Source organism: Arcobacter thermotolerans (assembly GCF_983172305.1).
Window position 1 is genome coordinate 61,218 of the sequence record NZ_CFAFZJ010000009.1, and the last position, 13,136, is coordinate 74,353.

Sequence of the window (13,136 nt, forward strand, 5' to 3'; positions counted from 1 at the left end):
TTAAGTTTTAGCTCTTTTTTTCTGCAAAAAGTATAATTTTTTCAAGTTCATTTTTAAGTTCATTTAATCTTTTACTTGAGTGAAGAAGTTGTTCTTGAGTTTGTATTGCAATATCTTCACTTTTATTTAGCTGCTTTGATATTTCACTTTTATTTTGAAGTTCATTAATAATTTCATCAAACTCATTTGAGATCTCTTCTAGTTTATAAGAGGCATTTTTTGATTGTTCTAAAGCACTATTTGAGTCAATTATTGCACTATTTATTTTATTTAAAAATCTATTGAATATATTTGAAGCCTCTATTAGTTCACCCTCAGCTTCAATTTTTATAGGTTTTAAAGGCTCTTCTAAATTTTGTTCCATAACTTTTTTTGACTCTTCTATAAATTTTAGAGCATTTTTTTCCATAGTTTTTAATTCAATAAAACTATAAATAATTAAAAATAGAATTAAAATTGCAAAAAAGTATTGGCTATTTTTCAGAAATCTTATTTTTTGTTCACTGTTTATCGTGTGAAGACTAACTAGTGCATCTACTTCATAAAGAAGTTCTGGATTTGTTTCATATATTTTATTTACAATATTTTTTAACTCTTGTTGGTTGCTATTATTTTGGATTAACTCTTTGAATTTAACTATATTTTGATAGAAAATTGACCATAAATATTCTATTTGTAGCATTTGTCTATCTATTTGAATATTTGGAGCTTCTTTTAATTTTCCTAAATTATTTCCACCTTTTAAACTTTCAAGATTATATATAAACTCTTCAATACTAGAGTCTAGCTCATTTTGTGAAGATTTTGGATTTAAATATAAGTAGAAAATATTTTTAGAGATATTTTGTGTAAGCATCCTTTGCTTACCTGCAATATTTACAATCATCGCATCTTTTTCATTTTTATTATTTAAATAAATAGTGGTTGCAATAATACTTGTCATTAGAAGAGCAAAAAGTATTCCAATGATTTTGATTTTTGTACTAATATTACCTTTTTTCATATTGCTACCCCTTTAAAAATAGAATTTAATGCAATCTCATCTTTTATTATAACTTGTTGATTTTCAATTTCAATGATATTATCCCTTGATAATTTTTTTAAAACTCTTGATAATGTTTCAGGTTGAATATGCAGCATAAAACTAACATCTTGTCTTTTTAATTTATTAAACATATTTAAATCACTAACTAGCATATAAGCAACTTTTGCAGTTGCATCAAAAACCAACTCTCTATTTACTAAAGATTGAAGTTGATGAGTTTTTTTTAATAAAGAGTTCATAAGCTCTTTTACTAGAAGATTGTTGTTTAAAAAATGCTCTTGAAGTTTTAAAAAATCTATTGATAAAACAACAGAATCTTCTATAAAAGATGCATTTGAAAAACAGAATATTTCATTTGTATTTAGATTACTTAATTCACTTATTAAAGAGTTTGAATATATGTGATATAAAAATATCTCATTATCAAATTTATCATATTTATAAATTTTTATTAAACCACTCACTAAAAAAAGAAGATTTGTTTTTAAATCAGTTTCATAAAATAAAATAGAATCTTTTTCATATTTTGAGATAAAAGAGAAGTTGCTTAAAACATCAATTTGTTCATCATTTAAATTTTCAAAAAAATCCAAACTTCTAATACTTTGGCTTAGTGTCATAAAATATCCTACAAATGTTTTATTTAAGCAAGTATATATTAAGCTTGTAAAAAAAGAGTTAAAAACGTTGTAAAATAGGATATATAATGAATTTTAAAACATTTATAAAAGCAGTTGGAACTGGACCAAAAGGAAATAGGGATTTAAGCTTTGAAGAGAGTTTTGAAGCTGTTTCACAAATTTTAAAACAAGAACCAACTCAAGCACAAATAGGTGCTTTTTTGATAGCTTGGAGAGTAAAACTTGAGACAAATGAAGAGTTTAAAGGAGCAATAAAAGCTCTAAATAGTTTTATAAAATATAAAGAAGTTCCAGACTCTTTAAAGCTTGGATATAATTTTGATGGAAGAGATACAAATCCATATTTATTTCCTTTATATGAGGATATTTTAGATAATTTTTTCAAAAAAAATAGTGATATTAGAAGATTAAATCTTGTAATTAGTGGAGATTTTGTACAGCCTACAAAAAATGGAATTTCAACAAAAGATATATTTACAAAATTTGACAAGGGTCAATATTTGCACTATTTTGATAGAGTAGAATATCTGCAAGAGTTGAGTAATCTTACAACTCTACGAAATGAGTTTGGATTAAGAACAGCTTTTAATACAGTTGAAAAACTTTTAAATCCATCTTTAAGTGAATATGGAGTTTGTGGAGCTTTTCATAAACCATATGTTTCAAAATATTTAGAGATGTTTAAAGATGATTTTAAAAGTATTACTGTGGTTAGAGGAAATGAGGGTGATATTGAAGTATTTAAAGATTCAAAATTTTGGCAAAAAAAAGATGGTGAGATAAAAGAGTATGATTTTTGTCTAAAAGATTATGGAGTTAGTTATTCAAAAGTTTTTGAAAATATAACTTTGGAAGAGAACCTAAATATTTTAAGAAATTATGATGATGAGATATTAAACTTGGCTAAATTTAACGTGGCTTTATATCTTCTTTTTGCTTCAAGAGTTGACTCTTTGGATGAAGCTTGGCAAAGGTTAAATTAAAAAAGGAATAAGATGTTAATTGATGGATTTGGAAGAAAACATGATTATCTAAGAGTTTCAGTAACTGAAAGATGTAACTTTAGATGTCACTATTGTATGCCTGAAAAACCTTTTTCTTGGGTTCCTAAAGAGAATTTATTATCTTATGAAGATCTATTTAAATTTATAAAAATAGGTATTGATGAAGGTATAAAAAAAGTTAGAATTACTGGTGGAGAGCCACTTTTAAGAGATAATCTTGATTATTTTATAAAGTTAATAAGTGATTATAAAAATGATATAGATTTGGCTCTTACAACAAATGGTTTTTTACTTCCTCAAATGGCACAAAAATTAAAAGATGCTGGACTTAAAAGAATAAATATCTCTCTTGATACATTAAATCAAGAAAGAGCTATGAAAATAGCTCAAAAAGATGTTTTACCTACAGTTTTGGAAGGAATTTATAAAGCAAAAGATGCTGGGCTTAAAATAAAAATTAATTGTGTTCCTTTAAAAAATATAAATGATATTGATATTTTAGATGTTTTAGAATTTTGCAAAAAAGAGAATTTTTCTGTAAGATATATTGAATTTATGGAGAATAGCTTTGCAAAAAATGGTGCAAAAGGATTAAACTCTGATGAGATTTTAGAGATTATTTCAAAAAAATATAAAAATATAATAAAAGTTCCAAGGGATAATAGCTCACCAGCTCAATATTATAGATTAGAAGATGGATATGAGTTTGGAATTATTGAACCACATAAAGATGATTTTTGTGCTTCTTGTAATCGTATAAGATTAACAGCTGAAGGCTTTTTAATCCCTTGTTTATATTTTGAAGATGCTCTTAGTATAAAAGATGCAATAAAAAATAATCAAATTGATGAAGCAACTTTGATTCTTAAAGAAGTTCTTCAAAATAAACCAGAAAAGAATAAATGGTCAAATAAAGATGATAATAAAGTATCAAGTAGAGCTTTTTATGAAACTGGTGGATAATAAAAATATAATTTTAAAGTAAATATAAAGCAAACTTTATATAAAATTCGCGCCTATTTTAAATAGAACAAAAATAAATATACCTATTAGGAGGTCAAAATGGCTTTAGATCAGGAAGTAAAAGCAAGTATTATCGCAAAATATGGAAGAAAAGATGGAGATACAGGTTCAGCTGAGGTTCAAATTGCATTATTAAGTGAGCAAATTAAAACTTTAACAGAACACTTAAAAGTATTTAAGAAAGATCACTCTTCAAGACTTGGACTACTTAAAATGGTAGGAAAAAGAAAAAAACTTTTATCATACTTAAAAAAATCAGACTATGCAAGATTTACATCTGTAGTTGAGAGCTTAGGAATTAGAGCTAAATAAATTTAGACTTTAAACTTTGAAAAAGGGATTATGGTTTTTCCATAATCCCTTTTTTTATGGAAACTTAAAATTAATAAGAACTTTTGTACAATATAAATAAAATTTTATATTGGATAAAAAATGTTATTAACAAAAAAGAGTGAATACGCATTGTTATCTTTGCTATCTATATCAAAGCATAAAGAGCCTATAAATGTCGATATTCTATCAAAAGAGTTACAAATTTCAAAATCATTTTTAGCAAAAATTATGCAAAATCTAGCAAAATCAAATTTAGTAATATCACACAGAGGTGTAAATGGTGGTTTTGTTTTAAATAAACCAATAGAAGAGCTAACAATTTTAGAAATTGTTGTTGCTGCTGAAGAGAAAAATCCTATGGTTTTTGAATGTTCAGATGCAATAAGTTCTTGTCCAAATAATAAAGCGAAAATTTGTACTATTTGGCCACTTTTAAATAATCTACAATTCAAAGTAAATGACCTTTTAGCAAAATTAACATTGAAAGATATAGAACATGAATAATATAAGACTTTTTCATATTTCCCACACAGATTTAGATGGTTACGCTTGTCAATTTTTGACAAATGAGCTATTTTCTAAAAAACATTTTTATAATGCAAACTATGGTTTAGAAGTAAAACAAGCGATAAAACAAGTTATAACAGAAATTAAAAATTATCAAGATGAAAAATTACTACTTCTAATAAGTGATTTAAATTTAAACCAACAAGAAAGCGATGAGCTTGATAAAGATATAAAATCTTTAAAAGATGATGGTTTTGATATAACTTTACAACTTTTAGATCATCATATAACTGGAAAATCAAGTGCGGCAAAATATGATTGGTACTTTTTAGATGATAAAAGATGTGCTACAAAAATTGTTTTTGATTATCTTTTAAAAGAGTTTAAAGCACCTTTGAATGATTATAAAGAGTGGGTTGATACTGTAAATGCTGTAGATATTTGGCTTGAAAATGAGAAAAAGAATTTTGAATTTGGAAAAGTTTTAATGTCGATGATTACAAAAGCAAGAGAGATAAACTCTATACTTTTTAACTCTCTTGATAGAGATTTTAAATTTTATTTACTAAAAAATTCTATAGGATTTTTATCTCTTAAAGATGCTCCTATTGTTTTGGATAATAGCGTACACTTTTTGAAAAAAGAGTTTCTAAAAGATGGATTTGATGATACTTTAGATAATTTAAGTGCTTCATATTTAGTTAAATCACTTGATAAGATAAAAGATGATTTAACAATATATTATAATGGTCAAAAAGGTCTTATGACATATTGTCTTGGAGCTATTTCAATTCCTGCAAATAGCTTTTTAAGAGCAAATAGTGATTATGACTTTTTTATAGATATAAGTAGAAAAGGAAATGCCTCTTTTAGAGCAGATGGTAAACTTGATGTTTCGCAATTAGCTTCAAAATTAGCAAATGGTGGTGGACATGTAAATGCAAGTGGTTGCAAATTTGATGATTTTATAGATACAATAAACTTGCAAGAAGTTAGAGCATATATTCAAAATAAGTTAAACAATCTAAAATAAGGAGAATAAAATGGAGTGTGAATTTCCAACAGTAAATTCAAATAAAGATGAAATAAAAGCAATTTTTGAAGAGACAAAAACTATTGCAATAGTTGGACTCTCTCCTGACAAAGAAAAAGCTTCTTATAGAGTTGCGCAGTATTTGCAAAATGCTGGTTTTAAAATAGTTCCAATTTATCCAAAAGAGGATGAGATTTTGGGTGAAAAAGTTTATAGAAGTTTGTCTGAAATACCTTTTGATATTGATATTGTTGATATTTTTAGAAAACCTGATGCTATAGCAAAAGTTGTAGATGAAGTTTTAGTTTTAAAAAATGATAAAAATATAAAAACTGTCTGGTTTCAGCTAGGACTTTCAAACAATGATGCTGCCAAAAAAGCTCTTGATAATGGATTAAAAGTTGTACAAAATAAGTGTACTAAAATAGAGCATAAGGCGATTTACGAGTAGAATAATTAGAAGTTTTTAAAACTTCTAATTAATTTTTTTGTCTCATAAAGAGTCTTGAATATCTTTAAGTATTGATTTTAATTCATCTAAATTAAAATCAACTTCTCCTTTTAGAGCTTTTTTCTCAATATCTTCCAAAATTAAAGAAGCTTCATTCATTGCTAAAGATGAACAAGCCCCTTTTATATAGTGAGAAAATTTTACAATTTGTTCACTATTTTTATCATCAATCGCTTTTTGTAAATTTTCTATATCACTATCAAGTGTTAAAAAGAGATTGTCTAATAGCATATCAACAGTACTTTCATCTAAAGAGAGTTGTTTCATAGCATCTTGTTTATTAAATTTTGATATTTTCTTAGTCTCTAAAATATCTAAATTATTTTTAATCTGTTTATCTTCTAAAGGTTGCTTTTGAAGAAAATCTCTTAAAATAGATACAAGTTTATCAAACTCAATAGGTTTTGATAAATAACCATCCATACCTTCTTGTAAATATCTCTCTTTATCTCCAGCAATTGAGTTTGCTGTTAATGCAATAATCGGAGTTTTTCTAGAGTTTTCATTTTTTTCTAAAATTTTTATCTGTTTCATTGCTGAAATACCATCTAAAATTGGCATATTTACATCCATTAAAATTAGATCAAAATCTTGTTTTTTATACTCTTCCACAGCATCTTTTCCATTTGATACAATTATAGGAGTTATTCCAATTTTGTTAAGTAATATATCTATTAATTTTTGATTGTTTGGGTTATCTTCAGCAACTAAAACATTTGCTGTAAACTCTTTTTCATTTTTTGAAGCATTTACTACATTACAATGTAAATTAGAATTTTGAGCTAAAATATTATATATTTTTGAACCATAAATTGGTAGTTCAATTATATAATCAATCATAAGTAAAGTAAAAGGACTTAATCTACTTTTATCACCAACATAAACAATTTTTCCATTAGGATTTTTTGTTGTAAATATTGGTAAAAATGATGCTAATTCATCTCCTCCAAAACAAAACAATAAAGATGCTTTTTTATCAATATCTTTACTAAAATCAAAAACATTACCTATCTTTTCTAGATAGTTTTTTGTAATATTTTTTATTTTGCTAATATTTGGATTTGCACTATAAATAGCAAAATTTATATTACTTTTTAAATTAAGTGCATTATCTTTTTTTAAAGTTTCAAACTCTAATTCAAAAGAGAATTCACTACCTTTTTCATAAATACTTTTTACCTCAATTTTAGAATCCATTTGTTTTATAATATCTGAACAAATAGCAAGTCCTAAGCCAGTTCCACCAAATTTTCTACTAATTCCACTATCAGCTTGAGCAAATGGTTTAAAAATTAGTTTTAATTGTTCAGGTGTCATTCCAATACCACTATCTTTTATTTTGAAACTGATAATAGATTTTTTATTTTCTAAATCATTTGAAAGAACTTTAATATCAAAATTTACTTTTCCAAAGTTAGGTGTAAATTTTATAGCATTGCTTAATAAATTTGAGATAACCTGCTGTATTCTTGTAGAGTCACCTATTATTAAATCTGGTAGATTTGGGTCAACTTCATATATAAATTGAATATTTTTATCTTTTGCACTAATAGAAAAAAGCTCAACAATATTTTCTGTTAAATCAAACAAAGAAAAAGTGTGTTTTTCTAATTCTAGTTTTCCATTTTCTATTTTTGATATATCAAGAACATCATTAATAATATTTAAAAGAGATTTAGCACTTTTTGAAATTATTTTTGCACTCTCTTTATCTTTTATATCTAAATCTGATTCACATAAAATATCTGAAAAACCAATAATTGCATTTAGAGGTGTCCTTATTTCATGACTCATATTTGCTAAAAATGTTGATTTTATTTGTTCTGCAAACTGTGCTTTATCTTTTGCTTTTACAAGTTCTGAAATATCATACCTTAAAGATAGATACTCAATAATATCGCCATTGCTATTTAAAATTGGAACAATTGTACTTGATACAAAATAATCTGAACCATCTTTTTTTCTATTTTTTATATTTGCTTTAAATATCTGTTTATTTTTAATAGTGCTCCAAAGTTCTTTAAATAGCTCTTTTGGACTATCAGGATGTCTAACTATATTATGAGGTTTTCCAATTAATTCCTCTTTACTATAACCTGATATTTCACAAAAAGTACTATTTACATAAGTTATATTCCCATTTAAATCAGCTTTTGAGACAATAGCACTTGCATCAACAGCTTTTTTATGTTCCAAAAGTAGCCTATTACTATCTTTTAAATCTTTTGTCTGTTTTTCTACTTCATCTTGAAGTTTTTTTGTTTGTTCTTTTGTCTCTTTTTGTTTAAGTAGATACAAAATAGTATAGTGAATTATAAAAGATAAAATCACTAAAAGCATGAAAATTAATATATTTCTCGTGTGAATTGAGCTTAAAACAAACTCTTCATGAATTGGCATAACAACTTCTAAAATACCTCTTACATCACCAATTTTCCAATCTTTTTTTGGACTATCATCTCTTCCATTATGACAAGCCAAACAACTATTTGAATTCATAGTATCAGGAAAGGCAACACGAATAACCTCTTTATTATCAACTATATCTTGTTTTACAAAAATTTCATTTGGGTTTTCTCTCAAAAATTTAATTGAATTTTTTTGAAATTCATCTAAAACTCTATTTGCTCTATTTGGAAATGGATAATCACTAAAAAAATTAACTTTGACATTCTCTTTTTGTGATAATTTTTCACTAATATTATGAATAGTTGTTGCTGGAAGAGGTATAGTATTTGAACTATATTCATGATTATAATCAACTTTTATATCTGGTAAGTTTTTTACTTTGGATACTACAAATTCATTATAATAGCTTCTAAATGTTTTTAAGTGATGAACTATCTCTTTAGATTCTCTAGTTATTTTTTCTTTTTGGTTATTTAAAGATAAAGATGGAAGATAAAAGATAGCTAATAGTATTAAAGCAGTAGAAGCAACAACAATAGGTCCAATAATCGGATTTATAATAACTTTATAAATAAATCTTAAAAATTTCATAAATCTTCTTCTTTAAACTTATTAAAAATAGTTATTACCTCTTCTTTATTTTTAATAAACATATCAACTAAAATAGGATCAAAATGTTTACCTTTTTCATCTATAAGTAGTTTAAATGCATCATCAATTTCCCAAGCATTTTTATAAGGTCTTGTTGATGTTAGGGCATCAAATACATCTACAATAGCTGTTATACGCCCAAAAATAGGAATGTTTTCACCTTGAAGTCTATTTGGATAGCCTGTTCCATCATATTTTTCATGATGATTATATGCAATAACTCCACCAGCTTTTAAATATTTACTTTTTGAGCCTTTTAAAATTTCATAACCTATGGAAGCGTGTTGTTTCATAATAGCAAATTCATCATCAGTTAATTTTCCAGGCTTAAGTAAAATAGAATCAGGAATACCAATTTTCCCAATATCATGAAAAGCTGATGCATAAAAAATTATGTCTTGAAGCTCTTCATTTAAACCATAAGCACTTGCCAAAAGCTTACAATAATGAGATACTCTTTTTGTGTGAGCATTTGTTTCAGGATCTTTATATTCAGATGCTTTTCCTAGCATTTGTAAAGCTTCATGTTCTGATTCTTTAAGTCTTAATGTAGCTTTTTTTACCTCTTCTTCAAGTAATAGTGCTTTATTTTCAATAAGAAGTTGAGCTTTTCTAAGCTTTAACATATTTATAATTCTTGCTTTAAAAGCAGGAGCATTTATTGGTTTATTTAAAAAATCATTTGCTCCAACTTCCAAAGCTTTTATTTGAAGTTCCATATCATCACCAACTGCAGTTAGCATAATAATTGGAATTGTTTCATTTTTTTCTCTAACCTTTTGTATAACTTCAATTCCATTCATTTCAGGCATCATATAATCAACAATAATCAAATCATAATCATTTTTTTCTAGCTCATCAACGGCATCTAAAGGATTTAAAAAACTAGATATATTAAGCTTAAGAATTTTTGCATAGCTTTCAATAATTAGTAGGTTTGTTTTATTATCATCAATAGAAATGATTTTCATATTCTCTATATTCATGCATCCGCCTTTATATGATTTAAATATTATAACTAAATTATCATATATAATAATTTAATTTACTATCTTTCATCCCTTCTCATCTGTTCATATAATTTTTCAGCTTTTTCTATCTCTATTTTAGAAGGTTTTCTTCTACAAGATAGATACCCTTTTGAACCATCACAACTTTCAAATGGATAAACAGTTGCAAAAACCCAATAATATCCTCCATCTTTTGTTGCATTTTTTACATATCCAGTCCAAACTTCACCTTTTTGAACAGTATCCCATAAAGATTTGAATGCAGCTTTTGGCATATCTTTATGTCGAACCATATTATGTGGTTTTCCAAGCATCTCTTCCAAAGAGTACCCTGCAATATTACAAAAATCTTCATTTGCAAATCTTATTACTCCTTTAGAGTCTGTTTCACTTACTAAAAATGCATTTTTATCTAGCACTGTTTCTTTTGACATTTTATTTCCCTCTTAGTTAAACTTTTTACTTTTTGCATCTGTTAATAATTCATAAGCCAATTTTGATACACTTTGAGATATCTCTTTTATCTGATTTGATTCAAATGCATTTTCTTGAGTAACTCTATCTAGCATATTTACAGCTTGGTTTATCTGCTCAATTCCAATCATCTGCTCTTTTGATGCTCCTGATACATCTTCAATTATATTTATAGTTTCAGATATATTTTTATTTAGATCTTTATATCCATCTATCATATCAGATGAGATTAATTTTCCATCATTTGCTTTTATTGTTGCTTCTTCTACTAAGTTTTTTATCTCACGTGCAGCCTCCGCACTTCTATTTGCTAGATTTCTTACCTCTTGTGCAACAACTGCAAACCCTTTTCCAGCTTCTCCTGCAGTTGCCGCTTCAACAGCTGCATTTAAACTTAAAATATTTGTTTGGAATGCAATTTGGTCAATTACTGTAATTGCACTATTTATAGCTTTTACTTTTTCATTTATTTCATCCATAGATAGAGCTGTTTTAGAAGCTAACTCTTCACCTGTTTGAACAGATTTTTTTACAATTTGTCCTAATTCACCCATTTTAGTCGCATTTTGAGTATTATTTCTAGTAATACTAGTTATCTCTTCAAGTGCAGCAGCTGTTTGTTCAAGAGATGCTGCTTGTTCATTTGCTTTTGTTGCAAGATTATTCATAGAATTTGACATAGTTGAAGAGCTTTTTTCTAAAGTTTCACCATTTTGAAAATTATTTTTTGCACTATTTCCTAGCTCTTTTCCAAGTATATTAATACTTTCCATTAGAAGTTTCATATCATCTTTGTAATTGTCAACAACTCTTATATAATCAGTAAAATCATCATTTGTATAACTATTTACTACTCTTAAAATTCTTGAAGTAGCATCATCAATACTGCTTAGCATTTTATTTAGAGTATTTCTTAATGTAGCAATTGTTGGATTTTCACTATTACCTTTAATTCTACATTTATAAATACCTTGGTTAACTTTATCAGCAGTTAATACAATCTCTCCAAGAACTCTCATATCATCTTTGGCTCTTTTATCAAAACTCCTGATTTGTTGATTCCATCTTTTAAACATATCATCAACTTTTTTGTTTCCTGTTGATTCTATATATTCAAATTCGTTTTTTTCATATGATAAAAAATCAATTAACTGTTGAAAATATTTATCAATATTCTCTAAATCCTTATTTGATAATGCTCCAAACATATATACACCTTTTTTGATTTATATTTTAATTGATAATCTAATTGTATTTTAAAAGAAAACATTTTTGTAGTTTAAAAATGTTATTTCATAGATATAAATTTAATAATATAGAATAACAAAGTTTAGTAACAAAATGGTTTCAATGAATATAAATCTATAATAAATATTATTTACTCTTGATTAAAATCATTAACCAAAAGTTTTAAATAGGATAAACTTTATCCTATATTAATAAAAGGAATTTAAGATGTTAAGTGATTTATCAAATAATATTGAAATATTTAAAAAAGGTCATCCAGTAAGAGTATATTTAGAAGAGAATATCTTAATAAAAGAGCTATTTTCTGAACTTTTTAATACAGATCCAAAAAAAGATTATCAAAAATTTTATAATATTTTTAACCAAATTTGTGAAGTAGAAAAGCATTTTGCAAGAAAAGAGAATCAACTTTTTCCTTATCTTGAAAAATATGGTTGGACTGGTCCATCTCAGGGAATGTGGTCATTTCATGATGATATTAGAGCAATAATAAAAGATGTAAGAGAAAGTATTGAATCAAAAGATTTTGACTCAATTATAGAAAAATGTACAAATTTATATAATAATTTGATTCATTTAATAAACGTTGAAGAGAATAGACTTCTTCCAAATGCTTTGCAACTATTAAAAGAGGAAGATTGGGAAGAGTTTTATGAAGGTGATAGTGAAATTGGTTGGATGTTTACAACTCCTCCCCCTAGATTTCCAGAGATTATAAATAATGAAAATAAAAATTTAGAACCAGAGTATATTCATCCAAGTATGGATAAGAAAAGAAGAGAATTACCATTCTCTCTTGAGGGACGAACTCATTATGATGAAGGTTATTTAACCCCTGAACAAGTAAACTTTATATTTAAGTTCTTACCTGTAGATATTACTTATGTAGATGAAAATGATAGAGTTATTTTTTATAATCGTGGAGATGATAGAGTTTTCCCAAGAAGTGCTGGAATAATTGGAAGAGAGGTTAAATTTTGCCACCCTCCAAAGAGTGTTGATCAGGTTCTAAAAATTCTTGAAGAGTTTAAAGCAGGGCGTAAAGATATTGCTGATTTTTGGATTAATTTTAAAGGAAAGTTTGTACATATAAGATATTTTGCTGTAAGAGATGAACAAAAAAATTATAAAGGTGTAATTGAAATGTCACAAGATGTTACAGATATAAGAGCATTACAAGGAGAGAAACGACTTTTAGATTGGGAGTAGCAGATTTTAAAATCTGCTACTTATTATTTGTAATAAAA

The 13,136-nt window shown here is 26.1% G+C and carries 13 protein-coding genes; 7 read left to right on the forward strand and 6 right to left on the reverse strand.

Annotation, left to right across the window (positions count from 1 at the left end):
- Positions 1-7 precede the first annotated feature (7 nt).
- Together AC5LG6_RS08055 and AC5LG6_RS08060 are read right to left on the reverse strand one after the other, a co-directional pair.
- A complete protein-coding gene (locus AC5LG6_RS08055) occupies positions 8-1,003 on the reverse strand; it encodes a type IV pili methyl-accepting chemotaxis transducer N-terminal domain-containing protein (protein WP_498586186.1) in 996 nt (331 codons plus the stop codon).
- The gene (locus tag AC5LG6_RS08060; RefSeq protein WP_498586187.1) at positions 1,000-1,665 is read right to left on the reverse strand and encodes a Crp/Fnr family transcriptional regulator; all 666 of its coding nucleotides are present in this window, start codon (positions 1,663-1,665) and stop codon (positions 1,000-1,002) included. Before AC5LG6_RS08060 ends, AC5LG6_RS08055 begins: the two co-directional genes overlap by 4 nt.
- Positions 1,666-1,751: 86 nt before the next feature.
- On the opposite strand from AC5LG6_RS08060, the gene AC5LG6_RS08065 reads away from it, so the two are divergent.
- The 6 genes from AC5LG6_RS08065 (at position 1,752) to AC5LG6_RS08090 (ending at position 6,037) form a co-directional block, all read left to right on the forward strand.
- Complete coding sequence (locus tag AC5LG6_RS08065) at positions 1,752-2,669, forward strand: glycosyl transferase (RefSeq protein WP_498586189.1); 918 nt, start codon at positions 1,752-1,754, stop codon at positions 2,667-2,669.
- Positions 2,670-2,681: 12 nt separating this feature from the next.
- Positions 2,682-3,653: a GTP 3',8-cyclase MoaA gene (gene moaA, locus AC5LG6_RS08070; RefSeq protein ID WP_498586190.1), complete on the forward strand. Its 972-nt coding sequence runs from the start codon at positions 2,682-2,684 to the stop codon at positions 3,651-3,653.
- Between the two features lie 99 nt (positions 3,654-3,752).
- Positions 3,753-4,025, forward strand: coding sequence for a 30S ribosomal protein S15 (rpsO, locus tag AC5LG6_RS08075; RefSeq protein WP_066153110.1), 273 nt, complete (start codon positions 3,753-3,755; stop codon positions 4,023-4,025).
- Between the two features lie 120 nt (positions 4,026-4,145).
- Positions 4,146-4,550 (forward strand): RrF2 family transcriptional regulator, encoded by a 405-nt coding sequence (locus AC5LG6_RS08080; protein ID WP_434263338.1) that lies wholly within the window; start codon positions 4,146-4,148, stop codon positions 4,548-4,550.
- Complete coding sequence (locus tag AC5LG6_RS08085) at positions 4,543-5,586, forward strand: DHH family phosphoesterase (RefSeq protein ID WP_498586191.1); 1,044 nt, start codon at positions 4,543-4,545, stop codon at positions 5,584-5,586. Before AC5LG6_RS08080 ends, AC5LG6_RS08085 begins: the two co-directional genes overlap by 8 nt.
- 10 nt (positions 5,587-5,596) lie before the next feature.
- Complete coding sequence (locus AC5LG6_RS08090; protein WP_498586192.1) at positions 5,597-6,037, forward strand: CoA-binding protein; 441 nt, start codon at positions 5,597-5,599, stop codon at positions 6,035-6,037.
- 42 nt (positions 6,038-6,079) lie between these two features.
- Here AC5LG6_RS08090 and AC5LG6_RS08095 read toward each other — a convergent pair whose 3' ends face one another.
- The 4 genes from AC5LG6_RS08095 to AC5LG6_RS08110 all read right to left on the reverse strand — a co-directional run bounded on the left by AC5LG6_RS08095 (position 6,080) and on the right by AC5LG6_RS08110 (position 11,849).
- The gene (locus AC5LG6_RS08095; protein WP_498586194.1) at positions 6,080-9,097 is read right to left on the reverse strand and encodes an ATP-binding protein; all 3,018 of its coding nucleotides are present in this window, start codon (positions 9,095-9,097) and stop codon (positions 6,080-6,082) included.
- Positions 9,094-10,143 (reverse strand): HD domain-containing phosphohydrolase, encoded by a 1,050-nt coding sequence (locus tag AC5LG6_RS08100; RefSeq protein WP_258315864.1) that lies wholly within the window; start codon positions 10,141-10,143, stop codon positions 9,094-9,096. Before AC5LG6_RS08100 ends, AC5LG6_RS08095 begins: the two co-directional genes overlap by 4 nt.
- A gap of 62 nt (positions 10,144-10,205) precedes the next feature.
- Positions 10,206-10,601 carry a PAS domain-containing protein gene (locus AC5LG6_RS08105; RefSeq protein WP_148571488.1) on the reverse strand — a complete coding sequence of 132 codons (396 nt, stop codon included), beginning with the start codon at positions 10,599-10,601 and terminating at the stop codon, positions 10,206-10,208.
- A 12-nt stretch (positions 10,602-10,613) separates the two neighbouring features.
- Positions 10,614-11,849 carry a methyl-accepting chemotaxis protein gene (locus tag AC5LG6_RS08110; protein WP_498586195.1) on the reverse strand — a complete coding sequence of 412 codons (1,236 nt, stop codon included), beginning with the start codon at positions 11,847-11,849 and terminating at the stop codon, positions 10,614-10,616.
- A gap of 247 nt (positions 11,850-12,096) precedes the next feature.
- On the opposite strand from AC5LG6_RS08110, the gene AC5LG6_RS08115 reads away from it, so the two are divergent.
- Positions 12,097-13,098: a DUF438 domain-containing protein gene (locus AC5LG6_RS08115; protein WP_498586196.1), complete on the forward strand. Its 1,002-nt coding sequence runs from the start codon at positions 12,097-12,099 to the stop codon at positions 13,096-13,098.
- Positions 13,099-13,136 lie beyond the last annotated feature (38 nt).